Source organism: Tabrizicola sp. (assembly GCF_041911175.1).
Taxonomy (GTDB): domain Bacteria; phylum Pseudomonadota; class Alphaproteobacteria; order Rhodobacterales; family Rhodobacteraceae; genus Tabrizicola.
On sequence record NZ_JAYRPN010000122.1, the window covers coordinates 25,031 to 51,861 of the forward strand.

The following is a 26,831-nucleotide window of genomic DNA, read 5'->3' on the forward strand; positions in this document are numbered from 1 at the left end:
AGACCTCATGCGAATTCTCGTCGCCGCCGCTGCCTCCAGCGTGGTCCTTCTGCCCTTCGCCGCCCAGGCCGAAGGCGTGCTGAACATCTTCAACTGGGGCGAATACACCAACCCCGACCTGATCAGGAAGTTCGAGGAGACCTATGACGTCAAGGTGACGATCACCGACTACGACTCGAACGACACCGCGCTGGCCAAGGTGCGCCAGGGCGGCACCGATTTCGACATCGTGGTGCCATCCTCGACCTTCATGCAGATCTGGATCGACGAGGGGCTTTTGCTGGAAACCCGCCCCGACCAGATGGAGAACTTCAAGAACGTCGATCCGCGCTGGGTCGACGTGGCCTTCGATCCCGGCCGCCACTATTCGGTGCCGTGGCAATGGGGAACTACCGGCGTTGTGGTCGATACCTCGGTCTATGCCGGCGATCCGAACACTTCGGCGATCTTCCTCGATCCGCCGGAAGAACTGGTGGGCAAGATCAACGTCTATCCGGAAATGGGCGATGTGATCGACCTGGCGGTCCACTACTTCGGCGGCGAGTCCTGCACGGCGGACATGGAGGTGCTGCGCAAGGTCCGCGACAAGCTGGTCGAGGCCAAGCCGAAATGGGTGGCGATGGATTACGCCAGCATCGAGAAATATGTGCAGGGCGACTATGCCGCCGGCATCAGCTGGAGCGGCGCCTCGCTGCGGGTGCGGCTGGAGGCCCCCCGTTTCGTCCACGGCTATCCGAAGGAAGGCTATCCGATCTGGATGGACAACGTGGCCGTGCTGAAGGACGCGCCGAACGCCGAGAACGCCAAGCTGTTCCAGAACTTCATCATGGACCCGGAGAATGCGGCGTTGATCTCCGCCTATGCCCGCTATGCCAATGGCATCGTGGGGTCAGCGCCCTATATGCCCGCCGACATGCAGGATGCCCCGGAAATCAACGTCCCGGCCGAATTCCTGGACATGGGGTCGTTCACCCCGGCCTGCCCGCCGGAGGTGACCGAGCTTTACACGAAGATCTGGACCGACGTGCTGAAGTAACCCGCAACCCCTGCCCTGACCCTGACTGCCGGTGGCCATCGTGCCACCGGACGGGGGCGACATGCCGCCCGGTCCTCAACCTACGGAGCTTTCGATGAGCGATCCCGACCTGATCTACCTGCCCGCGCATGAGGCGCTGCGCCGTTTCAAGGCCCGCGAACTGTCGCCGGTCGAGCTGATGGAGGCGACGATCCGGCGCGCCGAGGCGCTGAAATCCTCGGTCAACGCGCTGACCTTCACCCATTTCGACGAAGCGATGGACAAGGCCCGCAAGGCCGAGGCGAAATATGCCCGCGGCGCCCGCACTCGCGCGCTGGAGGGCCTGCCGGTCGGCATCAAGGACGAAAGCGAGATCGCGGGCAAGCCGACCTCGTCGGGGTCGCTGATCTTCAAGGACAATGTCGCGACCCAGACCTCGACGATGAACGCGCGGATCATGGCGGCGGGTGGCATCGTCCACGCCCGCACCGCGACGCCGGAATTCTCCTGCGCCGGAACCACCTGGACACGGGCTTGGGGGGTGACGCGCAACCCGTGGAACCGCGACTTCACCCCCGGCGGGTCGTCCGGCGGGGCGGGGGCATCGCTGGCCTCGGGCACCTCGTCGATTGCCACCGGCTCGGACATCGGCGGCTCGATCCGCATTCCGGCCTCGGCCTGCGGCGTGGTGGGCTACAAGCCGCCCTATGGCCGCAACCCCGACGACCCGCCGTTCAACCTGGATTTCTTCTGCCACACCGGGCCGATGGCGCGAACAGTCAGGGACACGATCCTGCTCCAGAACGTGATGTGCGGCCCCAGCCCCTTGGACATCGCCACCCTGCGCCCCAAATTGCGGCTGCCCTTGGACTACAAGCCGATCAAGGGCTGGAAGATCGCGTACTCGCTCGACCTCGGCCTGTTCGAGATCGACCCCGACGTGCGCCGCAACACTCTGGCCGCGCTCGACGTGTTCCGCGAGCTTGGCGCCACCGTCGAGGAGGTTGATCTGCGCTGGCCGTCCTCCACCCTTGCCGCCGGGATGGGCTATCTGAACCACCTCTTCGGCGCCTACCTGTCCACCCTGCTGGACGAGCATGGCGACGAGATGACCACCTATGCCCGGAAATTCGCCGAAGACGGGCGGGAGTCGAAGGCGATTGATTTCGTCCACAGCCTGGAAGTCATCGCCGGGATGTATGAGAGCTTCGGGCCGATGATGGAAAAGCATGACGTCTTCATCTGCCCGACCAATGCCCTGCCCGCCGTGCCTGCCGATTTCGACCAGACGACCGGCACGGTAAGGATCAACGGCAAGGTGGTCGATCCCACGCTCGGCTGGGCGATGACCACGCCGTTCAACATGCTCAGCCGTTGCCCGGTCCTGTCGGTGCCCTCGGGCCACGCGAAGAATGGCGTGCCGACCGGCATCCAGATTGTCGGGCGCAGCTATTCCGACGCCGACGTGTTCCGCGCCGCGCTGGCCTATGAGACGGCGCAGGGCGGCTGGTTTGGCGACGCCTCACGACGGCCGGTGCTGTAGGGCGGCGTTGACGGGGCTGGTCGCGCGGCCAATAACCACGAGGGGCTGACGGGTTGGACAAGGCGATGGCGCAGAAGGCGATGACGGTGGAACAGGAGGCGGCGCCCGGCCCGAAGGCGGACGGTCGTCGCCAGCGTGGCACCGCCAGCGCGCAGCGAATCATTGACGCGACCATCCGGCTGATCGCCGACGAAGGCCTCGGCGGGATGACCATGCAGCGGATCGCCCAAAGCATCGGCTCGTCGAACTCGCTGGTGGTCTTTCACTTCGGCAGCAAGGAAAACCTGCTGCGCGCCGTGATCCAGCACCTGAGCGACCAGTTTGACCAGATGTGGCGGCAGATGGTGAACGCGCCGGGGCTGACGGCTGAACAGCGCGTGCTGGGCGCCATCGACTGCGCGCGCCACTTCAGCCGCCAGCACCCCGACTGGGTGGCGGTCTGGGTCATGGTCGGCGGCGACCGCCAGACCATGCAGATCGACCGGGCGATCAGCGCGCCGAACGACCTGGCCTATACCGCCCAGGTCCGGGCGCTGCTGGCGGAAATCGCCGAGAGCGGCGGCTATGCCGGGGCCGATCCCGACATCCTCTCCGCCGGCTTGAACTATCTGGTGCAGGGCGCCTGGTACTGGGACAACGCCTTTCCCGACGCCAAGGCCTCGGACGCGATGCACAAGACGGCGCTGATGCTGCTAGCCTATGCCTTTCCCCGGCATTTCCAGCCGGGGTGACGCCACGGATATCGGCGACCAGGTCCAGGCTACCTGTGGTGGTATCCAGAGAGCGATTTCGTGACGGCATGGACGGTCCGCGCGTCACAGTCGTCGCGGACGCGCGCCACGAACCCCGGAAGCGTGCCGGTTTCCAGCAGCCGGCCAAGACGGCTTTTGCCCGCTGACCATCCGGATCTCGCTGGTCGAGAGCCTGCGCCTCGCCTGAGGGCCACCGGCACGGGCAAGCCCTGCGACGACACCGGCGCAATCCCGCAGCGGGCGGAAACGCTTCGTCACCCGGTTCCGCACAAGTTCCGCCTGCAACGTGGTTCTGGAGGCACCTACTGCGCGCTCTCGCCGATTGCCCCCACCGGACGCAGCACGATCTCGGTCGCGTTTCGCACCGTCAGCACCAGACCCGGCAACAGCCCCACACGCGCCCGCGCATCGGCCGTGAAGGAATCGGCAATCCCGATGAGCCCACCGAACAGCTTCAGCAGCGCCGGGTTCTCGCCCAGGTTCAGGTGCCCGGTCCCCGTCGCATAGGCCGACGTGTCCAGATAGATCACGTTCAGGTCGGCGATCTTCCCCACGCCGTCGATGTTGCCCAGCCGGTCCCCCGTTCCCGACAGCGTCGCCGAGATGTTCAGCACCCGGTCGCGCGAACTGCCGAAGATCACGAAGGGCTGCGGCAAGGTGCCGATATCCTTCGCCTGCGCCCGGAACACGTCCAGGTCCAGGTCCGGCGCGATCAGCACCACGCCCTTGATCCGATCCAGCGCATGCGGCCCACCCGTCAAGGCCATCTGCCGCAGCGCCTCCATCGTCAGGAACGCCCCCATCGAATGCGCGACGATGATGATGTCCTTCGCCCCGGCATCCTCGACCTCGTCCAGCAGCGTCACGAAGCCCGACCGCGCGAACAGGACCGAATCCCGATCGTAGACATAGCCCAGCGCCGACCCGCGCGAGGGCCAGGCGTAGTGCACCGCCACCCCCGGCACTTGCAGGTCGTGGTGCATCTGCGCCACCCGGTAGACGCCTTCGGCCATCGTGTTGTTGAAGCCGTGGACATAGACCACCGCGTCGCGCTGCCCCCGCAGCTTCATCGCCGCCCGCAGGGCCGTGCTGAACTCGTCCCCCGAGGCAAAGTCGCGCTGGTCCAGCGTCAGGAAATCCCGCTTGCCATCCGGCTTCCGCGACCTTGGCGGCCAGTTCACCTCGCCCGGCTCGCGGTCGGTCGGGATCGCGATGTCATAGCGCAGGAAACTCGGCTCGCCCGCCCGGGCGAAATCGAAGGCCCCGCCCTCCTTCATCCGCGTGGTGCCGACGAAGATCGTCTCCGGCGTTCCCCCCGCCAATCCCGAGGGTGCCATCGTGAAATCCCCCCGCGCCGCGCAGCCCGCCAGCACCAGAACCAACATAAGCTTGCGCACCGGCATCTCCCTCTTTCCGCGACCCTTGCCCGACCCCCCGGCAGCGTCAACCCGATGCCGACTGTGGACAGCGGACCTCTGCCACAGCTACCCTTCCAGGGTCACGGAAGGAGCCTCCGATGAAACTCACCGGCAAGACCGCCCTCGTCACCGGCGGCAATCGTGGCATCGGGCTTGCCACCGTCCGCGCCCTGGCCGAAGCCGGGGCGACGGTCCACTTCACCGCCCGCACCGCCGCCAACCTCGCCGCCGCCCAGCGCGACCTGGGCGAGATCCGGGCCACCGGCCACCACGCCAACCTGACCGACCGCATCGCGATGGCCACGCTCCTCGACCAGGGCTTCGACATCCTGGTCAACAACGCCGCCGTCATCGCCCCCATCGGCCGCATCCTCGACATCTCGGCCGAGGATTGGGCGACAAGCATCGACATCAACCTCACCTCCGCCTTCCACGCCACCCAACGCGCGCTGGCCCACATGGTTGCGCAAGGCGGCGGCACCATCGTCAACATTTCCTCCGGCGCCGCCCATCGGCCACAGGAAGGCTGGTCCGCCTATTGCGCCGGCAAGGCGGGCCTGGCCATGCTGACCCGCTCGGTCCATCTGGAGTATGGCACGCAGGGCATCCGTATCTTCGGCTTCGCCCCCGGCGTTGTCGACACCGACATGCAGGTCGCCATCCGCGCTTCGGGGATAAACCCGGTCTCGAAGCTTCCCCGCGAAAGCCTGGCCCCCGCAAGCGAGCCTGCCCGCGCCATCGCCTGGCTCTGCACCCCCGCGGCCGATGCACTTGCGGGGCAAGAGCTTGACGTGCGCAACCCCGACCTGCGCGCCGCCGTGGGATTGCCGCCCATCTGACGTAGCTACAACCTGTAGTTACATGTATCTACACGCACTCTCGCGATCGACACATTCAAGCCCTTGATCCGAAAGGTCTCCATGCGCTCCGCTGCTCTTGCCCCCAGCCTGATTGCTCTCGGCCTGATCGGCGCGCCCGCTCTCGCCGGCCCGTCGCTGCAAGACGCGGTTTCCGGCCTCGACCTCTTTCCTTGTGCGCTCTCCAGCCTGTCCTGCACCACGCTCACCGTCCCCCTCGACCACCGCGCCAACGACCCGACCCAGACGCTTCAGATCACCTTCGCCCTGTCCTTCGCGACCGAGGAAAGCCGTGGCATCCTCTTCTACTTCGTCGGCGGTCCCGGCGGCTCCGGCCTTGCCTCGGCGGAAGGCTACCTGTCCTCCTTCGATCCCACCCTGGTCGAGAACATGGACATCGTCTTCGTCGACCAGCGCGGCACCGGCCCGGTGCACGGCCTCGCCTGCCCCAAGGCCCAGGCGGCCTTCGACATCGCCCCCGCGCCGCTGTCGGACCCGGACGCCATTCTCGCCACCGCGAAGACCTATGTCGCCGACTGCACCGCCGAGCTTGACGCCGACGCGCTCCTTGCCGTGGTGAACACCGACCAGGCCATCCGCGACTCCGAGCTGTTCCGCCAGAAGATCGGTTCGCCGAAAGTCTGGCTCTATGGCGAAAGCTACGGCACCCAGCTGGTGCAGGCCTATGCCACCCAGTTCCCCACCGCCGTGAAGGGCGTGATCGTCGATGGCGTGGTCGATCTTTCGCTGACCACTGAACAGTTCTACCGCCGCTATACCCTCGCTGCGGAAAAGCTCCTCGCCGAATCCTTCGCTCTCTGTGCCACGATCCCGGCCTGCCACGCCGATATCCCCGGCGATGCGGCGCAGGTCTACGACGACCTCGCCGCCCGGGTCGCCGCCGCCCCCGTTCCGGTGCCATACATTCTCGCCGATGGCAGCACGGTCCAGCGTCACCTGACCACCGGCCTCCTCGAAGCCAGTGCGTTCAACTCCCTCTACTCTCCCGAAGGCCGGGCCGAGTTCCTGCGTGCCCTCGCCGCCGCCGGGCGCGGGAACCTGATCCCCCTGCTGCAACTCGGCTTTTTCAACATGTACATCGACCCCGAAACCGAAATCGGGATGGAGGACCCCGGCTGGTTCGGTGCTGCCTTCTACGCCATCACCTGCACCGATTACGGCAGTGGCAGCGGCACCCCCGATGAACGAGCGTACCGCATCTTCGACGAGGCGAAAGCCCTCGCGCCCGAAGCGCCCCGGCTTCTCCGCTCCTACTTCCTGGAACGCGTCGCCTGCGCCTACTGGCCGCATCAGGGCTCCGACACCCGCCCCGCACCCTATGCCGGTGGCGACTTCCCCACCCTTGTCCTGAATGGCGACCATGACCCGATCACCCCGATCACGATGGCCAGGTCCGTCCTCGACAGCGCCCGGAACGCCTATGGCGTCTTCATGCGCGGCGGCCCGCATGTGATCTGGGGCCGCGGTCTCGCCTGTCCCGACACCATCGTCCAGGCGCTCCTCTACGACGGCACCCTGCCGGTAGCCCGCGAACAGCTGTGCGACCAGGACCCGATCGGCGATTACACGCCGCTGACCCTTACCGACCCGGCGCAGCTGGCCGACCCCTTCACCGTGGCCCGCGCGGTCGAGGTCGAGCTGCTGAACTACATCCCGCTCGCGGCCTGGGACGGCGAGCAGCCCACCAGCTTCGGTTGCCCGCTTGGCGGCACGCTCACCGCCACGCCCACCGAACCCGGCACCGACTTCATCTTTGCCGATTGCCGCTTCTGGCCCGATCTTGCATTCAGCGGCACCGGGGTCGAGCTGTCGATGGGCCACCCCGATGATGGCATCACCCTGACACTCGGCTTCACCGGCGCGGCAAGGGGCGACCTCACCTACCTCCACCGCACCGCCGATGAGGCCTACAGCCTGACCGGCAGCTGGAACGGCAAGGCAGCAATGTTGCCCCGGTGAAAAGTTAACCGGGAGTAAACCGCCCCCGGTAACTCGTTGATTCCACTCGGTCGAAAAATCTGTCCACCGTGGACAGCTACTTGGCCACCCTTGCATTCCGGCTCGCGATCAGCCGCAGCCGCAGGGCGTTCAGCCGGATGAAGCCTTCCGCATCCTTCTGGTCATAGGCCCCGGCATCCTCCTCGAAGGTGACGTGCTTCTCGGAATAAAGGCTCTCCTCCGACCAGCGCGCCACCGTCACCGCCCGGCCCTTGTACAGCTTGACCCGCACCGTCCCGCTGACATGTTCCTGGGTCTTGTCGATCAGCGCCTGCAGCGCCTCCCGCTCGGGGCTGAACCAGAACCCGTTGTAGATCAGCTCGGCATAGCGCGGCATGATCGAATCCTTCAGGTGCCCCGCCCCCGCATCCAGCGTGATCTGCTCGATCCCCCGGTGCGCCTCCAGCAGAATGGTCCCGCCCGGCGTCTCGTAGACCCCGCGCGACTTCATCCCGACGAAGCGGTTCTCCACCAGGTCCAGCACGCCGACGCCATGCCTGGCGCCGATCTCGTTCAGCTTGGTCAGGATCGTCGCCGGGCTCATCGCCTCGCCATTGATCGCCACCGCATCGCCCTTCTCGAAGGTGATCTCCACCATCTCGGCCTGATCGGGGGCTTCCTCCACCGGCACCACCCTTTGCAGGACGTAGTTCGGGAATTCCTCCGCCGGATTCTCCAGCACGCGGCCCTCGGACGAGGTATGCAAGAGGTTCGCATCCACCGAGAACGGCGCCTCGCCCCGCTTGTCCTTGGCGATCGGAATCTGGTTCGCCTCGGCGAATTCCAGAAGCTTGGTGCGCGAGGTCAGGTCCCACAGCCGCCACGGCGCGATGACCTTGATGCCTGGGTCCAGCGCCGCCGCCGACAGCTCGAACCGCACCTGATCATTGCCCTTGCCCGTCGCCCCATGCGCCACCGCATCGGCCCCGGTCTCATGCGCGATCCGCACCAGATGCTGCGAAATCAGCGGGCGCGCGATGGAGGTGCCAAGCAGATACAGCCCCTCATACAGCGCATTCGCCCGGAACATCGGGAACACGAAGTCCCGCACGAATTCCTCGCGCACGTCGACGATGTGGATGTTCTCCGGCTTGATCCCCATCAGCAGAGCCTTCTGCCGCGCCGGTTCCAGCTCCTCGCCCTGGCCCAGATCGGCGGTGAAGGTCACCACCTCGCAGCCGTATTCCGTCTGCAACCATTTCAGGATGATCGAGGTATCGAGGCCGCCCGAATAGGCAAGCACGACTTTCTTGGGCTTCAGCATCGGGAAGGCTCCACTGTCAGTTTCGCTGGCGCTTAATCCCAAACGCCCGCAAGGGCAAGCAATGCCCTGTGCCCCTTACAATCCCGGCATACCAAGGCATTCCTTGCCTTGTCTCCTGCCTTCCGGCATCTCACCCCCATGACACAGTTCAGCACCGCCGCCCGCCAAGCCACCGCCGCCCTGCGCGAGCTGTTCCCCGAGACGCCCCTGCAGCGGAACGACTTCCTTTCCGCCCGCTACGACGCCGAGATATGGCTCAAGCGCGAGGACCTGACCCCGGTCCGCAGCTACAAGCTGCGCGGGGCCTTCAACGCCATGCGCAAGGTCCGCGCGAAAAAGCCGGACCAGCACCAGTTCGTCTGTGCCAGTGCGGGCAACCATGCGCAGGGGGTGGCCTTCGCCTGTCGGCATTTCGGGGTCGAGGGCGTGATCTTCATGCCGGTCACCACGCCGCAGCAGAAGATCGACAAGACCCGGGTCTTCGGCGGCGACAACGTGCGGATCGAGTTGACGGGCGACTATTTCGACCAGACCCTCGCCGCGGCGCAAGCCTGGTGCGCCGAACGGCAAGCACATTTCCTGTCACCCTTCGACGACCCCGATGTGATCGAGGGGCAGTCCTCGGTCGCGGTGGAGATGCTGGAACAGCTTGGCCGCGCACCCGATCTGGTGGTGCTGCCGGTGGGCGGCGGCGGGCTTGCCTCAGGCGTGACCGGGTATCTGCGCGAGGTTGCTCCCCAGACGGACTTCCGTTTCGTCGAGCCTTCGGGCGGGGCCAGTCTCTCCGCCGCACTTCTGGAAGGTGCGCCGACAAAACTCCCCAAGATCAACAGCTTCGTCGATGGCGCCGCCGTGGCCCGGATTGGTGACAACACCTTCCGCATGCTGTCCTGGGTCGACCGCGCCGACGTGCTGCTGGCGCCCGAGGACCGGATCTGCGTGACCATGCTGGAGATGCTGAACCACGAAGGCATCGTGCTGGAACCCGCAGGCGCGCTGTCGGTCGATGTCCTGCCCGAGCTTTCCGAGGACATCCGCGGCAAGACCGTGGTCTGCGTTACTTCCGGCGGCAACTTCGATTTCGAGCGTCTGCCCGAGGTCAAGGAACGTGCGCAACGCTACGCGGGCCTGAAGAAATACTTCATCCTGCGCATGCCCCAGCGCCCGGGTGCCCTGCGTGAATTCCTGAATCTGCTCGGCCCGGAGGACGACATCACCCGGTTCGAATACCTGAAGAAATCCGCCCGCAACTTCGGCTCGGTCCTGATCGGGATCGAGACCAAATCCGCCGACGGCTTCGCCCGGTTCACCGCCCGGATGGATGACGCCGGACTTGCCTTCCGCGACATCACCAATGACGAGGCGCTGTCCGAGTTCCTGATCTAGGCCGCCCCCGCCTGATCCGCCGAAAGCCCGCCCAGAAGGCTGGCCCGCGACGCCCGCCAGATCGCCGCGACCTGCGCCGTGTCCACCGTGGCCCCCTGCCCGGCGGCGGCCCTGCGCTCGCCCTCCTGGCAGATCGCCGCCAGGTCCGAGAGCCCCAGGTTCAACGCGCTGCCCTTCAGGAAATGCAGCTGGCCCTCCACCTCGTCGGGAGCTAGGCCCGCCATCAAGGCGCATACCGCGCCTTCCGCTTCGTCCAGGAACATGTCGGCGACCTCGACAAAGCCATCGGCGCCGATCTCCTCCTTCAGTTCCGCAACCCGTTTCCAGTCGATCATGGTCCACACCCGCTAACCACCCAAGGCCACAGTTTGCCGCCATCGCCGTTAACAATTCGTGGCCAGGCACCCGCGAAGCGACAGGCATTTTAGCTTTCACCACTCGTTAAGACCTCGCGCGCAGCTTGGCCGCAACGGAGGTCAGTCGTGCTTGCCAGTGTCATGAGGGTGGAAGACGGAATGCAGGCGATCGCACTGCCGCGTCATGTGCTGGTCGTCGACGACAGTCGCGCGCAGCGGCACATGGTGTCCATGCAGCTGCGGCGCTGGGGCTACCGCGTCACCGAATGCGAATCCGCCCTTGTCGCGCTGGACCTGTGCCAGCTGTCGGATATCGACATCATCATCAGCGACTGGATGATGCCGGGCATGACCGGCCTGGAATTCTGCCGCAAATTCCGTGGCTTGGGACGGGAAAGCTATGGCTATTTCGTCCTCCTCACCTCCAAGTCGGAAAAGACCGAAATCGCCGACGGGCTGGAGGCCGGGGCCGATGACTTCCTGACCAAGCCCGTCGCCTCGAACGAACTGCGCGCCCGTCTGCGCGCGGGGGAGCGGATGCTTGCCATGCAGGCCGAACTGCTGGCCAAGAACAAGGTCATCGTCTCGACCCTCGTCGAATTGCAGAAGCTCTATGATTCGCTGGACCGTGACCTGATCGAGGCACGGAAGCTGCAACAGACCCTGATCCGTGACCGGGTCCGCGATTACGGCTGGGCGCGCGTTTCCCTGATCCTGCGCAATTCGGGCCGGGTCGGCGGCGATCTCGTCGGCAGCTTCCGGGCGGATGACGACCGGGTGGTGGTCTATTCGATCGACGTCTCCGGCCACGGCGTCGCCTCGGCGATGATGACGGCGCGGCTGGCGGGGTTCCTGACCGGATCGTCGCCCGAACAGAACCTGGCGTTCCAGACCGGACCGGAGGGGGATCACATCCTGCTGCCGCCCGCCGCCGTTGTCGAACGCTTCAACCATCTGATGCTCGAGGAAATCCAGGCGGAACAGTACTTCACGATGGTCTTCGCGGTGATCGACCGGCGCTCGGGCAGGCTTGATCTCGTGCAGGCCGGCCATCCGCACCCGATGCTGATCCGCGCCGACGGCGGGGTGCAGCGGCTTGGCAACGGCGGCCTTCCCGTCGGCCTGATCGCCGGGGCGGGATTCGAATCCGTCACCGTGCAGATCAGGCCCGGCGACCGGCTGGTTCTCGTCTCGGACGGGTTCACCGAATGCCCCCTCCCGAACGGGCAGGATTTCGGCGAGGACGGGTTGACCGAAAGCCTGCGCGCCTCGTCCCACCTCTCCGGTTCCGACCTGCTGGAGGCGATGGTCTGGGATCTGGCCCGCGCGGCAGGGACCGAATCCTTCCCCGACGATGTTTCGGGGATCGTTCTGGATCTTCTACCGCAGGAAGCGGGCCAGCATTGCCCGGTCGCCAGCGTTGCCCAGCCGGGTCAGCGCCTCTTCGACGGGTAGCCAGACGGCGGTATGCCCTGGCTCAGATGGCGGGCCCAGCCGCATCACCGGCTGCGCCAGATAGACCGTGCACAGCTTTTCCGCCCAGATCGCGTATTCCGGCATGAAGGCGAAGCGCCGGAACGCCCCCAACCGCCGCGTCACCGCGATCTTCCAGCCGGTTTCCTCATAGACTTCCCGGTGCAGCGCGGGGATCGGCTGCTCGCCCTTGTCGATCCCGCCCCCCGGCAGCTGGAACTCCGGCACCGGGGCCGCCTGATGCGTCGCCAGGAGATGATCCCCGTCCAGCAGGATCGCATAGACCCCCGGCCGCCGGGTATATCGCTGTCCGGCCTTCACCGGCTCGCCATAGCGTCGGATCATGTTGCCCCTTGGACCTGCGGTTGCTCTGCCTATATAGGCGCGATATGCCAGCACTGGCACCATCAGGAAATCCCCTATGTCCACCGGAACGCAGATCGCCTGGGACGATTCCGTCCTGCCATTCCAACTCGACGCCTCGGGCATCCGTGGCCGCATCGCGCGGCTGGACGGCGTGCTCGACCAGGTTCTGAAGCAGCATGCCTATCCCTCGGTGATCGAGGCGCTGGTGGCCGAAACGGCGGTTCTAACCGCGCTGATCGGCCAGGCCATCAAGCTGCGCTGGAAGCTGTCGCTGCAGGTCCGCGGCAAAGGCCCCGCCCGCCTGATCGCGACCGACTACTATGGTCCGACCGAGGAAGGCGGACCCGCCCGCATGCGCGCCTATGCCAGCTTCGACGCCGACCGGCTTGACCCGAACGCCGACCCGTTTTCTCAGATTGGCGAGGGCTACTTCGCGGTCATGATCGACCAGGGCGAGGGGACCTTGCCCTACCAGGGCTTCACCCCCATCGCGGGCGGCTCACTGTCCGCCTGCGCCGAGACCTATTTCGCCCAGTCGGAACAGATCCCGACCCGCTTCCAGCTTGCCTACGGCGAAAGCGCCGAGCCGGGCCGTCCGCTGCACTGGCGCGCGGGGGGCATCATGCTGCAGCACATGCCTGCCGTGGGGGGCGTGGCCGCCGAACAGGGCAGCGGCGAAGGTGGACTTCTCACCCATGCCGACATTCTTGGCGGCGCGGAATCGGAAGACTGGAACCGCGCGAACGTCCTTCTCGACACGGTGGAGGAGCTGGAGATGATCGGCCCGTCCGTCCCGCCGACCGACCTGCTGGTGCGCCTGTTCCACGAGGAAGGCCCCCGCGTGTTCGACGCCCAGCCGGTGCGCTTCGGTTGTTCCTGCAGCGAAGACAAGGTGCGCAGCACCATGTCGATCTACAGCCAGAAGGACATCGCGAAGATGACGACCGAAGCCGGGATCGTCACCGCCGATTGCCAGTTCTGCGGCGCGCATTACGAGCTGGACCCGAAGACCCTGGGGTTCGAGGGCAAGCATGGTTGAACTGGCGCTGCTGCGAAGCGCCGTCCAGCTGGCGTCTTCGGGCGAGACGTCGGATTTCGACCTGAACCCCTCCGTCCAACTGCCGCCGGGCCGCAAGCTGCGCCCGGCGGCGGTGCTTCTGGCCTTCCAGCCGGGCAAGGGCGTCTGGCTGACCAAGCGGTCCTCGCACCTGAAGCATCATCCCGGCCAGATCGCCTTTCCGGGTGGCAAGCTTGACCCGACCGACGCCAGCCTGGAAGCCGCCGCCCTGCGCGAGACGCAGGAGGAGATCGGCCTGCCGCCCGAACATGTGCATATCCTCGGCACCCTGCCGCCGCATGAGACCGTGACCGGCTTTCTGGTGACGCCCTTCGTCGGTCATGTGTATCGTGACTTCACCGCCCGGCCCGAAGCGGGCGAGGTGGAAGAGGCCTTCACCGTGCCGTTGCATCACCTGATCGACCCGGCGAACTATCACATCCAGTCGCGGCGTTGGCAGGGACAGCTTCGGCGCTACTACACCGTGCCCTGGGGCCCCTATTACATCTGGGGTGCCACAGCCCGCATGCTCTACGGTCTTGCCGCAAAGGCGCCGGTGTCATGAAGCTGACCGGCGGTTGGATCGACCATCCCGGCACCCAGGCGCTTTGTGCCGCGTTGGAAGCGGCGGGGTTCCGGGCGCTCTTCGTCGGCGGCTGCGTGCGCAACGATCTGCTGCGAGAGCCGGTCAGCGACATCGACATTGCCACCGATGCGACGCCCAAAACAGTCTCTGACATTGCCCAAAGCGCCGGTTTCAAGGTTGTCCCGACCGGGATCGACCACGGCACGGTGACGGTCGTGGCAGAGGGCGAGCCGCACGAAGTCACCACCTTCCGCCGCGACGTCGAAACCGATGGCCGCCGCGCGGTAGTGGCCTTCTCAACCCGCATCGAGGAAGACGCGCAGCGCCGCGACTTCACGATGAACGCGCTCTATGCCGACCGGGGGGGCAGGGTGATCGACCCGCTGCATGGCCTGCCCGATCTGCAAGCCCGCCGTGTCCGCTTTGTCGGCGATGCCGAAACCCGCATCCGTGAGGACTACCTCCGCATCCTCCGCTTCTTCCGCTTCCACGCCGCCTATGGCGACCCGGAGGGTGGCCTCGACCCCGAAGGCCTCGCCGCCTGTGCCGCGTTTTCCGCCGGGTTAGAGACGATTTCCCGCGAACGCATCACCGCCGAGCTGAGAAAGCTCCTAAGCACGCGCGACCCCGCCCCTTCCATCGCCGCGATGGCGCAATCGGGCGTGCTAACCAGCATCCTGCCCGGCGCCGATCCCCGCACGCTGGCTCCGCTGGTCCATCTCGACCAGGCCGAACCCCCGCGCTGGCTCCGCCGCCTTGCCGTCCTCGGCGGCGACAATGAAAGGTTGCGGCTCTCCAAATCCGAAGCGCGCGACCTCGCCAGCCTCCGATCCGCCCTCGGCTCGACCGAGACCCCCGCTGCGCTGGGCTGGCGCCTTGGCGAACCTTTGGCCACCGACGCGATCCTCGCCCGTGCCGCCAGCTTTGGCAGCTACCCGCCCGAAGACTGGCAGGCTGAGGCCCGTCGCGGCGCTCACGCCCGCTTCCCCGTCACCGCCGCCGACCTGATGCCCGCCCTGCAAGGTGAGGCTCTCGGCGCCCGGCTGAAGGCGCTGGAATCCCGCTGGCTCGCCTCGAACCTCACCCTTGCAAAGGACGCCCTGCTGAAAGGGGCGTGACAATCCGCCGCGACTCAGCTACGGAAGACCCACCCAAGGACGGAGACCAGCATGGAACACGGGATCTCATTTCAGCTCGCCTGAGCCGACCGATCCCGTCGTGGCGGTCGCCTGACAGGCACCGCGTCACCCCATCGCTGCATCCTACTTCGGGTCTTCCCCCATGTTCCGCTTCCTTGAAAACCTCGTCGATCCCTATCAGCCCTATGCCGAACTGGACGCCCCGCCCAGAAAGCTCTGGCCCTTCCTGCGCGACTATGTCCGCGCCTTCCGCAAGGTCTTCGCCGTCACCGCGGTCTTTTCCATCGGCAACGGTGTCCTCGACATCGGGCTGATCTGGTACCTCGGCCGCCTCGTCGACCTGATGACCGGCCAGACCCCGCAGGCCTTCCTCGCCGCGCATTGGGTCGAAATCTGCGTCGTCGCCTTCGTCGTGGTCTTCGTCCGTCCCCTCGTGGCGGGCGGGGCCGTGGGCCTGCTTCACAACACGATCCTGACGAACTTCGGCACCATGATGCGCTGGCGGGCACACCGCCACGTCTTGCGTCAGCCGGTCGGCTGGTTCGAAAGCGATTTCGCCGGCCGCATCGCCAACCGGATCATGCAGGCCCCGCCCGCCGCCGGGGACGCGGTGTTCCAGGTCTTCGACATGGCCGCCTTCGCCTGCACCACCTTCGTCGGCGCGCTCCTGATGCTCGCCGATGCCGACCCGCGCCTGATGATCCCGCTTCTCCTCTGGCTGGTCGGCTACATCGCCCTGATGCGCTGGACCATCCGCCGCGCCGGTCCCGCCGCCACGGCGTCAAGCGAAGCCCGCAGCGCTGTCACCGGCCGCGTGGTGGACAGCTACACCAACATCCATTCGGTCAAGCTCTTCGCCCATCAAGGCAGCGAACTCGACTACGCAAAAGAAGCCATCGAGACCGCCCGCAACGCCTTCCAGCGCGAGATGCGGATCGTCACCAAGATGGACATCGCGCTGACCACGTTGAACGGGCTGATGATCCTCGGCGTCGCGGGCCTGGCCATGTGGCTCTGGACCCACAACCTTGCGACCGTGGGCGTCGTCGCCGCTGCCGTGGCCCTGGTCCTGCGGCTGCATTCGATGACCTACTGGATCATGTGGGCCTCGACCCAGCTGGTGCAGAACCTCGGCACCCTTGCCGAAGGGATGGAGACCATCGCCCAGCCCGTCACCCTGACCGACAAGCCGGGCGCCAAACCCCTGCACTTCAAGCAGGGCCTGATCGAGCTGAAGCAGATCAGCCACCACTATGGCCGTGGTTTCGGCGGCTTGCAGAACGTGTCGCTGACCATCCGCCCGGGTGAGAAGATCGGCGTCGTCGGGCGGTCCGGCGCGGGGAAATCCACGCTGGTCAAGCTGATGCTGCGCTTCTACGACACCGAATCCGGCGCGATCCTGATCGACGGCCAGAACATCGCCGACGTGACGCAGGAAAGCCTGCGCCTGAAGATCGGCATGGTGCAGCAGGATTCGTCGCTCCTCCACCGCTCGGTCCGCGACAACATCCTGTATGGTCGCCCCGACGCCACCGAAGCGATGATGATCGCCGCCGCGCAGAAGGCCGAGGCGCATGACTTCATCCTGACGCTGGAAGACCCGCAGGGCCGCACCGGCTATGATGCCCATGTCGGCGAACGCGGGGTGAAACTGTCGGGCGGCCAGCGCCAGCGCGTCGCCATCGCCCGGGTGATCCTGAAGGACGCGCCGGTCCTGATCCTGGACGAGGCGACCAGCGCGCTGGATTCCGAGGCGGAAGCCGCCATCCAGGGCGCGCTTTACGGCGTGATGGCGGGCAAGACGGTGATCGCCATCGCCCACCGCCTGTCGACCATCGCCGCGATGGACCGGATCGTGGTGCTGGAGGACGGCCAGGTGGTCGAGGACGGCCCGCATGCCGAACTGCTGCGGAAGAACGGCCTCTACGCCCGGTTCTGGGCGCGGCAGTCGGGTGGCTTCATCGGGCTGGAGGAAGACGCAGCGGAATAGGAACCCCGCCCCGGGCTTGATCCGGGGCCTCCATCGACAGCAGGAGGTCCCGGATCAAGTCCGGGACCGGCCTACTCCGAAGCTCCACTCTTGCCCTTTCCCGCCCACAGGCCTACCTCTCCCTCATGAGCGCCCTTCAAAGCCTCGGCTCCCTCATCGACGCCTTCCGCCCCGCCGACGGCCCCCCGCCACAACGGCTGGGCCGCTTCATGCGCTGGTCGCTGGCCGGGTCCTGGCCGATGCTCGTCGTCGCAGGCATCCTCTCCTCGCTTGCCGGCGTGACCGAGGTCGTCTCGGCCCTGATCCTCGGCTGGGTGATCGACGCCGCCGTGAACTCGGGCCCGACCGACTTCTTCGGCCAGCACTGGACCCTGATCCTGTGGTTCCTGGGCTTCTACCTGATCCTGCGCCCGCTGGCCTTTGCCGTCTCCTCCGCATCGAACAGCATCATCGTCGGGCCGAACGTGCTGCCGCTGGTCCTGTCGCGCCTGCACCGCTGGACGCTGGGCCAGGCCGTCACCTTCTTCGACAACGACTTCGCCGGTCGCATCGCGCAAAAGCAGATGCAGGCCGCCCGCGCCGTCACCGACGTGGCGACCGAGGTGATCAACACCGTCTGTTTCGCGCTGGCCTCCGTCATCGGCTCGGTCGCTTTCCTTCTGGCCGTCGATGCCAAGGCCGCGGTGGCCCTGATGGTCTGGCTGGTCGCCTATGTCTTCCTGATCCGCTTCTTCCTGCCGGTGATCCGCAAGAACTCCGCCGCCCGTGCCTCCTCGCGCGCGATGGTTTCTGGGCAGGTCGTCGATACGATCACCAACATCAAGACGGTGAAGCTTTTCGCCCATGCCGCCTTCGAGGACCGCGTCGCCATCGACGCGATGGAGGTCTTCCGCGACCGCAGTCTTGAATTCGGCGTCATCTCCACCTGGTTCCGTCTGGCACTGATGCTGTTGGCCGGCGTCCTTCCGGTCGTCCTGATCGGCGGGGCCGTCCTCTTGTGGCAACAGGGTGCGGCCACGGCGGGCGACATCGCCGCCTCGGGTGCCATCGCGCTGCGGATCGCGCAGATGTCGGGCTGGGTCAGCTTCACGCTGATGTCGATCTATACTTCGGTCGGCGAGGTCGAGGACGGCATGCGCACCCTTTCCGTCCCGCATACCCTGACCGATGCCCCCGATGCCGTGACCCTGCCCCGCGTGCAGGGGGAAATCCGCTTCGATGACGTGACCTTCGCCTATGGCCGCGAGAGGGGCGGGGTCCGCGGCATCGACCTGACCATCCGCGCGGGTGAGAAGCTGGCCATTGTCGGGGCTTCTGGGGCGGGGAAATCCTCGCTCGTCTCGCTGCTTCTGCGGCTTTACGACCCCGAACAGGGCCGGATCACGGTGGATGGCCACGACCTGCGGGCCGTGACGCAGGAATCTTTGCGCAAGCAGATCGGCATGGTCACGCAGGAAACCGCGATGTTCAATCGTAGCGCGCGCGACAATATCGCCTACGGCCGACCTGAAGCCTCGGAGGCAGAGATCATCGCCGCCGCCCGCGCCGCCGAGGCGGACGAATTCATCGCCCATATGCTCGACCACCAGGGCCGCAAGGGCTACGACGCCTTCCTTGGCGAACGCGGGGTCAAGCTTTCCGGCGGCCAGCGCCAGCGCATCGCCCTGGCCCGGGCCTTCCTCAAGGATGCGCCGATCCTGGTGCTGGACGAGGCGACCTCGGCCCTGGACTCCGAGGTCGAGGCTTCGATCCAGGAAGCGCTGGGCCGGGTGATGCAGGGCAAGACCGTGCTGGCCATCGCCCACCGCCTGTCCACCATCGCCGCGATGGACCGGATCATCGTGATGGACCGGGGCCGGATCGTCGAACAGGGCACCCATGCCGAGCTGTTGGCACTGGACGGCCTTTACGCCCGCTACTGGAACCGGCAGTCTGGCGGCTTCATCGACACCGAAGACGAAGCGGAAGCGGCAGAGTGATCGTCACCATCGAACGGCTGGGCCATCTGGGTCACGGCATCGCGCCCGGCCCGATCTACGTCCCCGGCACCCTGCCCGGCGAGGTGGTCGAGGGCACGCAAGAAGGCGACCGTCTGCTCGACCCGAAGATCGTCACCCCCTCGCCCAACCGGGTGAAACCCCCCTGCCGCCACGCCCGCGCCTGCGGCGGCTGCCAGTTGCAACACGCCTCGGACACCTTCGTCGCCGCGTGGAAGCAGGAGGTCGTCCAGAACGCCCTGGCCGGACAAGGGCTGACCGCCGAGTTTCTTCCGCTGGTGACGTCGCCGTCAAATTCCCGCCGCCGCGCCACGCTTTCCGCCCGCCGCACCAAGTCCGGCGTGCTGATGGGCTTCCACGCCCGCGCCTCCGACACCATCGCCGAAATCCCCGACTGCCAGCTCCTCCACCCTGGTATCCTCGCCGCTTTTCCCGGCTTGCAGGCGCTGGTCATGGCCGGAGGGTCGCGCACGACCGAACTCTCGCTACAGGTGACGCTGACCCGCGGCGGCCCGGATGTTGTGGTCACCGGCGGCAAACCCCTCGACGCCGCCCTGCGCATGGACCTCGCCCGTCTGGTCGAAACCCATGCCTTCTCCCGCCTCACCTGGGACGGCGAGACCGTCGCCCTGCGCGACCGCCCGGCGCTGACGATGGGCCGGGCCAGTGTCGCTCCCCCCGCCGGGGCCTTCCTGCAAGCCACCACCGAAGGCGAGGCCGCTCTCCTCCACGCCGTCCGGCAGGCCCTCGGCCCGCAGAAGCGCGTGGTTGATCTCTTCTCCGGCATCGGCACCTTCACCCTTCCCCTCGCCGAAGCGATGGAAGTCCACGCCGTCGAAGGCGACGCCGCGATGACCAAGGCCCTCGACCTTGCCGCCCGCACCACTCCCAACCTCCACCGCATCTCCACCGAAACGCGCGATCTCTTCCGCCGCCCGCTGGAACCTGACGAACTGCTCAGCTTCAGCGGAGCCGTCATCGACCCCCCGCGCGCCGGGGCCGAGGCGCAGACCGACCGCCTGGCGCAGTCGAAGATCCCGGTGATCGCCGCCGTCTCCTGCAACCCCGTCACCTTCGCCCGCGACGCCCGCACCCTCACGGACAAAGGCTACCGGCTCGACTGGGTCCAGGTCGTCGACCAGTTCCGCTGGTCCACCCACATCGAGCTTGTCGCACGCCTCTCCCGCTGACATTTCCGTGAACCCTGCGCCCCGCCAGCCGACTAGGCAAACCCGGCCCTTTCCTGTATTCATTGGAAAAAACAGGCAGACTACAGGCGGACACGGGCAATGCGGCTTTTCGGTTGGTTGGCGATCCTCGTCGCGGTGATCGGGCTTTCGGGCTGCGACTCGAAATTCAAGCGTTACAACGGCCCCGAAGTCACCCAGGTCCAGGTCCACAAGGCCGACCGCAAGATGTATCTCTTCCACAACGACAAGGTGTTGAAGGCCTACGACATCGGCCTCGGCTTCGCCCCCGTCGGCCACAAGCAGTTCGAGGGCGACGGCAAGACACCCGAGGGCCAGTATTTCATCAGCCACAAGAACCCGGATTCGCAGTACCACCTCTCGCTCGGCATCTCCTACCCGAATGCAACCGACATCGCCTTCGCCGAGGCCGAAGGCAAATCCCCCGGCGGCGACATCTTCATCCACGGCGGCCCGAATACCCGCGTCTCGAAACGCGACTGGACATGGGGCTGCATCGCGCTGACCGACAAGGAGATCGAGCGGGTCTACTCGATGGTCAAGCCGGGAACCCCGGTCTTCATCCTGCCCTGACCCGGACACATGAAAAAGGGGCCCGAAGGCCCCTTGATCCACGCTGTTTCCCGGGCTTATGCCCCGGTCAGCATCGTCCACCAGATCTTGCCACCCGGCTCCTGGAACCAGGCAAAGCCCAGTTTGGTCGCCAGCGGGTCCATGATCACGTTGCGGGTATCGCCCTGCGCCATCCAGGACGACAGCGTTTCCAGCTCGGTCTCGTAGGTCTCCGAGATGTTCTCGCCCAGAAGCCGCCCGGTGAACCCGCTGCGCTGCACCCGAACCAGCGGCGACGAGCCATCCGACCCAAAATGCCAGGGCCGGTTCTGCACCGACATGTCACGCGAATGTGTTTCGGCAGCGGCGTTCAGCGTCGCGTCGAAGGCCACCGGCGGCAGCGATTTGGCCGCGCGCAGGGTGTTCATCGAATCGAGGAAGCGGAACGAAACCTCGCGCGCATCCTTGATCTTGTAGACGCGCGGCAGGGGTTTGCCGTCGGCACCAACCGTCGGAGCGCTTGTCGAAGCACAGGCTGCAAGGGCCAGGACCGCGCCCTGAGCAAGGAAAATGCGTCTATCCATTCCGTCCACCAGTTCGTAGCCGCCCGACGCGACCGTTCGGCCCTTCCTTAGCCGAAGCTTGCGACGGGTTCAAACAGGCTTCTGCCCCTCGGCGGATGCCGACAGAAAGTTGATCTCCGCCGCTGCCGACAGGCGCTTGCCGATTGATCGCTGCTGACAGGTGTTTGATTTGCGGCGGGTCGCGAAAACCGCTATAGGCCGCCCAAACACGGTCTTTGAGGAGTTTCAGCCATGTCGAACGGCCCCGTCAGCCGCCGCGCGGTTCTGGGTGCAGCAGTGGGCGTTGCCGGAATGGCGGCGCTTCCGGCCTTCGCGCAGGACAACAGCACCGAATTTTCCGAACCTGCCACCTCGGTGCGCAACAACATCTCCAGCTTCCGCATGCTGCAGTGGCAGGACTACTTCGACAACACCCGCAACGGCGCGATCCTGGCCGACACCACCTCGCGCGCGCTGCATTTCTGGTCGGAAGACCAGTCGATCTACCGGCTCTACCCCACCTCGGTCCCCCTGACCGATGATCTGAAGCGCCTCGGCGTCACCTCGGTGATCCAGAAGGTCGAGAATCCGACCTGGCGTCCGACGGCGTCCATGCTGGCACGCCACCCGGAATGGCCCTCCGTCGTGGAAGGCGGGGCACCGGACAATCCGCTTGGCGTCCGCGCGCTTTATCTCGGCTGGCCCGCCTACCGGATCCACGGCACCCACGACACCCGCAAGATCGGCCGTCGCTCCTCCAGCGGCTGCATCGGGCTTTACAACGAACATATCCTGGAACTTTACGGATACGCCAAGGTCGGCACCCAGGTCCGGCTGATCTGACCCTCTGCCACCGCGCTGAAATAGGACCGCAGGCCAGTTGGCGCTGCGGTCTTTTTCATTCCGCTTCCAGAACCTTGCATGGCCCGGCCTCACACCCATACTGGCTTGGGAGCGCGCGCCTTCGCGCGACCTTTGACGACTTGTGAAAGGGTGATCATGCCAAGAACCGCTCTCGCTTGCCTGAACACGCCCGCGCTGGTGCTGGATGAAGCAAGGATGATGCGCAACATCCAGCGACTCGCCGACCGGGCACGGACCTTGAACGTCACGCTTCGGCCGCATCTCAAGACGGCAAAGTCGACGGATGTCGCAAGCCGCGTCTTTGGCTCCGCGACAGGGCCGATCACGGTTTCGACCCTCGCCGAAGCCGAAACGTTCCATGCAGCCGGTTACACCGACATCCTGTATGCAGTCGGGATCGCTCCCGCAAAGGTCGCGCGGGTTGCGGCATTGCGGGCGGCAGGATGTGATCTGAAGGTTATTCTGGACAGTGCCGCACAAGCACAGGCCGCTGCCGAAGCAGGCATTCCGGCGCTGATCGAAATCGACAGCGACGGTCATCGCGGCGGTGTTTCTCCCGATGCTGCCGTGCTGATCGAAATTGGGCAAATCCTTCATCGCGCCAAGGTTCTCATGGGAGTGATGACCCATGCGGGCGAAAGCTACACGGTATGCGGTGCCGAGGCCCATGCCGCCTTTGCCGAACGCGAGCGCGCCGCCTGTGTCCAGGCCGCCGAGGCCTTGCGCGCCGCCGGATTGCCCTGCCCGATCATCAGTGTCGGCTCCACACCGACGGCCCATGCCGCCCGTGACCTTTCCGGCGTCACCGAACTCCGAGCTGGCGTCTACATGTTCTTCGATCTGGTGATGGCCGGGATCGGGGTCTGCTCCCTCGATGACATCGCGCTTTCGGTTCTGACCAGCGTCATCGGGCACCAGCCGGACAAGGGCTGGATCCTGATCGATGCCGGATGGATGGCAATGTCGCGTGACCGCGGCACATCGGCCCAGCGGATCGACCAGGGCTATGGGGTCGTCTGCGACAGCAATGGGCTGCCATACCCCGACCTGATCGTGACCGGATGCAATCAGGAGCATGGCGTGGTCAGTTTTCGCCCCGGTGCCGCTGGGCCTTTGCCCGATCTTTCGGTGGGGACGCTGCTGCGGATCCTCCCCAATCATGCCTGCGCGACGGCGGCCCAGTTCGACCACTACAACGTGCTTCCCGAAGACGGCGGATCGCTGCGGACCTGGTCCCGATTCAGGGGATGGTGACTTTGGTTCGGCGGAGGCCAAGGCCACGGACTGTCGCAGGCCGTCGGTCCGTGGTACCTGCCCGCCCGTCCCGCCGACTTCTGCGCAAACAATCGGTCCGTCCAGACTAGCAGGTTAAGAATTGGTAAGTGTCCGTGGTTAAGTTAATGTATATATTTATAAAATAGAAAATGTCCACTGTGGACACATCACCCCTTCCGCCTCACCCACCCCCCCAGATTCTCCTCGATCACCGCCACCAGGGCCGCGATATGGGCGGGCTGGTCGTTCAGGCAGGGGACGTAGGTGAAGACCTCGCCCCCCGCATGCAGGAAGGCCTCGCGGATTTCCCCGTTGATCTCCTCCAGCGTCTCGATGCAGTCGGCCGAGAAAGCCGGGGCCATCACCGCGATCCGTTTCTTCCCCGCCTTCGCCAGCGCCGCCACATGCTGCACCGTGTAGGGCCGCAGCCATTCCTCGCGCCCGAAGACCGACTGGAAGCTGGTGTCGATCGACCCGGCCTCCCACCCCAGCCTCTCCCGCAGCAGCCGCGAGGTTTTCTGGCACTGGCAATGGTAGGGATCGCCCTCCATCAGGTAGCGTTTCGGCATCCCGTGGTAAGAGGCCACCAGCACGTCCGGCCGGTGGTCGAGCTTCGCATAGGCCGCCTCCACTGACCCCGCCAGCGCGTCGATGTAGAGCGGGTGGTTGAAGTATTCCGCGACGGTCCGCGCCGCAGGCTGCCGCTTTTCCTGCATCAGGGCACGGAAGAACTGGTCGTTCGCGGTCGCCGAGGTTGCCCCGGCGTAGTGGGGATAGAGCGGGAAGAACAGGATCTTCTCGCAGCCCGCTGCGACCATCGCCTTCACCCTGGCCTCGGTCGACGGGTTGCCGTAGCGCATGCAGAAGTCGACCATCACCTCCGCCCCGTGCTTTTCGGCCAGCGCCGCCGCAATCGCCGCCGTCTGGGCCTTGGTGATGGTCAGGAGCGGGCTCTCGTTCCGCTGCTCGTCCCAGATCAGCTTGTAATTCGCCCCGGAGGTGAAGGGCCGCTTCGACAGGATCACCAGCTGCAACAGCGGCTGCCATTTCCAGCTCGGGTAGTCCACCACCCGCTTGTCCGAGAGAAACTCGCTCAGATAGCGCCGCATCGACCAGTAGTCATAGGCGTCCGGCGTCCCGAGATTGGCCAGCAGCACCCCGACCCGTGGCTTGCCGACGGGGGGATGGTCGGCGGGGGCATGGGCGAGGCGGCCCTGGCCGGGGGGGACGGGGGTCTTTGATCCCTGCATGGCGGTTCTTCCCAATGGTTCAGGGCGGGACATAAGCGTTGGACGGGCGGGGTCAACCGTCTTTGGGCAGCGGCTTCTCCGGCACGCCCAGGGCATCGGCCAGCCGGGCACGGGCTGAGCCCGGCCGCAGGGGCTGCTGCTGGCTTTCGTGCGGGGTCCAGCCGGTCAGGAAGACCAGCTCGACCGTCGCCTTCAGCCGACCCTCCGGCGTACTGTAGCTACTGGCGTATATACGCGCGGCCTCGGTCAGGACTGCGCGGCGGGTGAAGCGGCGCAGGCGGGCGGCAAGCGCATTGCTTTCGCCTGCGGCGCGGAGGTCGGACAAAAGGCCAGAGAAGCTGCGATACTCAACGGTTTGCACAAGGTTGTCCGCAACCGGAAGCGCGAAGCCGGCACGCTGCATCAAGGCCCCGAGGTCGCGGATTTCGCCCATCGGCAACACGCGGGGGGACAGGCCGCCGGTCACAGTTGCTTCGGCTTCGGCCAGCGAGGCACGAAGCTCTTGCAGGCTGCGCCCACCGGGGAGGACCACAAGACACAGGCCGTCCGGTCGCAGGGCGCGGCGGCACTGGACAAGCTGGCCGATGGGGTCGTTGGCCCAGTGCAGAGACATCGCGTGCACGACAAGATCGTGGGCGTTTGGTTCCAGAGCGATCAGATCGTCGTCGGCAACCACCTCCATCGGGGCCAAATCACCGAAAATCCCGGGAAAACCTGTCACCACGGCAGGCGCGGTAAACGTTCTGTTAACCTCTTCGAGTCTCTCCTGAAGGTCGGCCAGGGCAAGGCGATGCAGGAACAGCGCCTCGTCATGGCCGGGCAGGCTTCGGGCGCGGGCGCGGTGGCGGGTCAGCGCCGCACGGTCGGTCAGGGTCATCGGCTGGGTCATCGGGCGGAGATTAGGAGGGAAGGATGGGAATGCAAGGCGCGCTGCACATCCTGTACCCACCGCAATGCATTTCCTGCACCGCCCCGGTGCAATCCGACTTCGGCCTTTGTGCCGAGTGCTGGCGGGAGACCCCCTTTGTTTCCGGCCTTGTCTGCGACCGGTGCGGCGTGCCTTTGCCGGGACAGGACAGTGCAGAACGGGTGCTCTGCGACGACTGCATGACCATTGCCCGACCCTGGGACCGCGGACGTGCGGCGCTGATGTATCGCGACAACGGGCGGCGGCTGGTGCTGGCGCTGAAGCATGGCGACCGGATGGACCTGGCCCGCCCGGCCTCGACCTGGATGCTGAAGGCGGCGCAGCCGATCCTGCAACCGGACATGCTGGCCGTGCCGGTGCCGCTGCACTGGATGCGGCTGTTCCGGCGACGGTTCAACCAGGCGGCGCTTCTGTCCCGCGCTATCGCCAAATCCGCCGGGCTGGACCATTGCCCGGATGCGCTGGCCCGCAAACGCTCCACCGGCAGCCAGGAGGGCAAGACCCGCGACGCCCGCTTTGCCAACCTGGTTGGGGCCTTTGCCGTACCGAAAGCGCGGGAAAAGCGGGTGGCGGGGCGGGACATCCTGCTGGTCGACGATGTGATGACCTCGGGCGCGACCTTTGCCGCCGCGACCGAGGCGCTGCTGGCGGCGGGGGCGCGGTCCGTCACGGTCCTGTGTCTGGCGCGCGTTGCGAAAGACGGCTGAGGCTCTATAGTCCGGGCACGAAAGAGGTGCCCGATGCGTCCGGTCGAAATCTACACCACTCCCTTCTGCGGCTACTGCGCGATGGCCAAGCGGCTTCTGGACCGCAAGGGCGTCGCCTACCGCGAGATCGACGTCAGCGCCGACCCTGCCTTGCGCGCCGCGATGGTGCAGCGGGCGAACGGGCGGCGGACCGTGCCGCAGATCTTCATCGGGACCACCCATGTCGGGGGATCGGACGACCTGCATGCGCTGGACCATGCGGGCAA

The 26,831-nt window shown here is 66.2% G+C and carries 25 protein-coding genes; 18 read left to right on the plus strand and 7 right to left on the minus strand.

Annotation, left to right across the window (positions count from 1 at the left end; all coding sequences use genetic code 11):
- Window positions 1-7 precede the first annotated feature (7 nt).
- The 3 genes from ACE3P6_RS16715 to ACE3P6_RS16725 all read left to right on the plus strand — a co-directional run bounded on the left by ACE3P6_RS16715 (window position 8) and on the right by ACE3P6_RS16725 (window position 3,289).
- Window positions 8-1,036, plus strand: coding sequence for an extracellular solute-binding protein (locus ACE3P6_RS16715; RefSeq protein WP_374397291.1), 1,029 nt, complete (start codon window positions 8-10; stop codon window positions 1,034-1,036).
- A 94-nt stretch (window positions 1,037-1,130) separates the two neighbouring features.
- Entirely contained in the window at window positions 1,131-2,558 is a 1,428-nt protein-coding gene (locus ACE3P6_RS16720) for an amidase (protein WP_374397293.1), read from the plus strand.
- A 53-nt stretch (window positions 2,559-2,611) separates the two neighbouring features.
- Window positions 2,612-3,289, plus strand: coding sequence for a TetR/AcrR family transcriptional regulator (locus ACE3P6_RS16725; RefSeq protein ID WP_374397295.1), 678 nt, complete (start codon window positions 2,612-2,614; stop codon window positions 3,287-3,289).
- A gap of 323 nt (window positions 3,290-3,612) precedes the next feature.
- On the opposite strand, the gene ACE3P6_RS16730 is transcribed toward ACE3P6_RS16725, so the two are convergent.
- Window positions 3,613-4,707, minus strand: a complete 1,095-nt coding sequence (locus ACE3P6_RS16730) for an alpha/beta hydrolase (RefSeq protein WP_374397297.1) — start codon at window positions 4,705-4,707, stop codon at window positions 3,613-3,615.
- A 119-nt stretch (window positions 4,708-4,826) separates the two neighbouring features.
- On the opposite strand from ACE3P6_RS16730, the gene ACE3P6_RS16735 reads away from it, so the two are divergent.
- Both ACE3P6_RS16735 and ACE3P6_RS16740 read left to right on the plus strand, forming a co-directional pair.
- Window positions 4,827-5,567 carry an SDR family NAD(P)-dependent oxidoreductase gene (locus tag ACE3P6_RS16735; RefSeq protein ID WP_374397299.1) on the plus strand — a complete coding sequence of 247 codons (741 nt, stop codon included), beginning with the start codon at window positions 4,827-4,829 and terminating at the stop codon, window positions 5,565-5,567.
- A gap of 81 nt (window positions 5,568-5,648) precedes the next feature.
- Entirely contained in the window at window positions 5,649-7,565 is a 1,917-nt protein-coding gene (locus ACE3P6_RS16740) for an alpha/beta fold hydrolase (protein ID WP_374397302.1), read from the plus strand.
- Window positions 7,566-7,641: 76 nt separating this feature from the next.
- Here the strand turns inward: ACE3P6_RS16740 and ACE3P6_RS16745 are convergent, their stop codons facing one another.
- Window positions 7,642-8,868 (minus strand): argininosuccinate synthase, encoded by a 1,227-nt coding sequence (locus ACE3P6_RS16745; protein WP_374397305.1) that lies wholly within the window; start codon window positions 8,866-8,868, stop codon window positions 7,642-7,644.
- A gap of 138 nt (window positions 8,869-9,006) precedes the next feature.
- Between ACE3P6_RS16745 and ilvA the strand changes: the two genes are divergently transcribed.
- Window positions 9,007-10,254: a threonine ammonia-lyase IlvA gene (gene ilvA, locus ACE3P6_RS16750; RefSeq protein ID WP_374397307.1), complete on the plus strand. Its 1,248-nt coding sequence runs from the start codon at window positions 9,007-9,009 to the stop codon at window positions 10,252-10,254.
- On the opposite strand, the gene ACE3P6_RS16755 is transcribed toward ilvA, so the two are convergent.
- On the minus strand, window positions 10,251-10,589 hold the full coding sequence (locus tag ACE3P6_RS16755) for an Hpt domain-containing protein (protein WP_374397309.1): 339 nt from the start codon (window positions 10,587-10,589) through the stop codon (window positions 10,251-10,253). The two genes, ilvA and ACE3P6_RS16755, sit on opposite strands and share 4 nt — an antisense overlap.
- 180 nt (window positions 10,590-10,769) lie before the next feature.
- Here ACE3P6_RS16755 and ACE3P6_RS16760 point away from each other — a divergent pair, with 180 nt between their 5' ends.
- A complete protein-coding gene (locus ACE3P6_RS16760) occupies window positions 10,770-12,065 on the plus strand; it encodes a PP2C family protein-serine/threonine phosphatase (RefSeq protein ID WP_374397312.1) in 1,296 nt (431 codons plus the stop codon).
- On the opposite strand, the gene ACE3P6_RS16765 is transcribed toward ACE3P6_RS16760, so the two are convergent.
- On the minus strand, window positions 11,991-12,428 hold the full coding sequence (locus tag ACE3P6_RS16765) for an NUDIX hydrolase (RefSeq protein WP_374397314.1): 438 nt from the start codon (window positions 12,426-12,428) through the stop codon (window positions 11,991-11,993). The two genes, ACE3P6_RS16760 and ACE3P6_RS16765, sit on opposite strands and share 75 nt — an antisense overlap.
- A gap of 76 nt (window positions 12,429-12,504) precedes the next feature.
- Between ACE3P6_RS16765 and ACE3P6_RS16770 the strand changes: the two genes are divergently transcribed.
- The 7 genes from ACE3P6_RS16770 (at window position 12,505) to ACE3P6_RS16800 (ending at window position 20,999) form a co-directional block, all read left to right on the plus strand.
- Window positions 12,505-13,488, plus strand: a complete 984-nt coding sequence (locus ACE3P6_RS16770) for an Hsp33 family molecular chaperone HslO (RefSeq protein WP_374397318.1) — start codon at window positions 12,505-12,507, stop codon at window positions 13,486-13,488.
- Entirely contained in the window at window positions 13,481-14,071 is a 591-nt protein-coding gene (locus ACE3P6_RS16775) for a CoA pyrophosphatase (RefSeq protein ID WP_374397320.1), read from the plus strand. The genes ACE3P6_RS16770 and ACE3P6_RS16775 overlap by 8 nt, the downstream gene beginning before the upstream one ends.
- On the plus strand, window positions 14,068-15,210 hold the full coding sequence (locus ACE3P6_RS16780) for a CCA tRNA nucleotidyltransferase (protein ID WP_374397323.1): 1,143 nt from the start codon (window positions 14,068-14,070) through the stop codon (window positions 15,208-15,210). Before ACE3P6_RS16775 ends, ACE3P6_RS16780 begins: the two co-directional genes overlap by 4 nt.
- Window positions 15,211-15,373: 163 nt before the next feature.
- Window positions 15,374-17,221 carry an ABC transporter ATP-binding protein gene (locus tag ACE3P6_RS16785; RefSeq protein ID WP_374397325.1) on the plus strand — a complete coding sequence of 616 codons (1,848 nt, stop codon included), beginning with the start codon at window positions 15,374-15,376 and terminating at the stop codon, window positions 17,219-17,221.
- A gap of 125 nt (window positions 17,222-17,346) precedes the next feature.
- Window positions 17,347-19,200, plus strand: coding sequence for an ABC transporter ATP-binding protein (locus tag ACE3P6_RS16790; RefSeq protein WP_374397327.1), 1,854 nt, complete (start codon window positions 17,347-17,349; stop codon window positions 19,198-19,200).
- The gene (locus ACE3P6_RS16795; protein ID WP_374397330.1) at window positions 19,197-20,408 is read left to right on the plus strand and encodes a class I SAM-dependent RNA methyltransferase; all 1,212 of its coding nucleotides are present in this window, start codon (window positions 19,197-19,199) and stop codon (window positions 20,406-20,408) included. Before ACE3P6_RS16790 ends, ACE3P6_RS16795 begins: the two co-directional genes overlap by 4 nt.
- Before the next feature lie 99 nt (window positions 20,409-20,507).
- Window positions 20,508-20,999: a murein L,D-transpeptidase family protein gene (locus tag ACE3P6_RS16800; RefSeq protein WP_374397333.1), complete on the plus strand. Its 492-nt coding sequence runs from the start codon at window positions 20,508-20,510 to the stop codon at window positions 20,997-20,999.
- A 56-nt stretch (window positions 21,000-21,055) separates the two neighbouring features.
- On the opposite strand, the gene ACE3P6_RS16805 is transcribed toward ACE3P6_RS16800, so the two are convergent.
- Window positions 21,056-21,562 (minus strand): CAP domain-containing protein, encoded by a 507-nt coding sequence (locus tag ACE3P6_RS16805; protein WP_374397335.1) that lies wholly within the window; start codon window positions 21,560-21,562, stop codon window positions 21,056-21,058.
- Between the two features lie 231 nt (window positions 21,563-21,793).
- Here ACE3P6_RS16805 and ACE3P6_RS16810 point away from each other — a divergent pair, with 231 nt between their 5' ends.
- Both ACE3P6_RS16810 and ACE3P6_RS16815 read left to right on the plus strand, forming a co-directional pair.
- The gene (locus ACE3P6_RS16810) at window positions 21,794-22,384 is read left to right on the plus strand and encodes a L,D-transpeptidase (protein ID WP_374375331.1); all 591 of its coding nucleotides are present in this window, start codon (window positions 21,794-21,796) and stop codon (window positions 22,382-22,384) included.
- 216 nt (window positions 22,385-22,600) lie between these two features.
- Window positions 22,601-23,659, plus strand: a complete 1,059-nt coding sequence (locus ACE3P6_RS16815) for an alanine racemase (protein WP_374397337.1) — start codon at window positions 22,601-22,603, stop codon at window positions 23,657-23,659.
- A gap of 188 nt (window positions 23,660-23,847) precedes the next feature.
- On the opposite strand, the gene hemH is transcribed toward ACE3P6_RS16815, so the two are convergent.
- Together hemH and ACE3P6_RS16825 are read right to left on the minus strand one after the other, a co-directional pair.
- Entirely contained in the window at window positions 23,848-24,930 is a 1,083-nt protein-coding gene (hemH, locus tag ACE3P6_RS16820) for a ferrochelatase (protein ID WP_374397340.1), read from the minus strand.
- A 52-nt stretch (window positions 24,931-24,982) separates the two neighbouring features.
- Window positions 24,983-25,819 carry a methyltransferase domain-containing protein gene (locus tag ACE3P6_RS16825; protein ID WP_374397343.1) on the minus strand — a complete coding sequence of 279 codons (837 nt, stop codon included), beginning with the start codon at window positions 25,817-25,819 and terminating at the stop codon, window positions 24,983-24,985.
- A 23-nt stretch (window positions 25,820-25,842) separates the two neighbouring features.
- Here ACE3P6_RS16825 and ACE3P6_RS16830 point away from each other — a divergent pair, with 23 nt between their 5' ends.
- Both ACE3P6_RS16830 and grxC read left to right on the plus strand, forming a co-directional pair.
- Window positions 25,843-26,565 carry a double zinc ribbon domain-containing protein gene (locus ACE3P6_RS16830; RefSeq protein ID WP_374397346.1) on the plus strand — a complete coding sequence of 241 codons (723 nt, stop codon included), beginning with the start codon at window positions 25,843-25,845 and terminating at the stop codon, window positions 26,563-26,565.
- Window positions 26,566-26,598: 33 nt separating this feature from the next.
- The coding region (gene grxC, locus ACE3P6_RS16835) for a glutaredoxin 3 (protein WP_374397349.1) at window positions 26,599-26,831 on the plus strand (233 nt) is incomplete at its 3' end.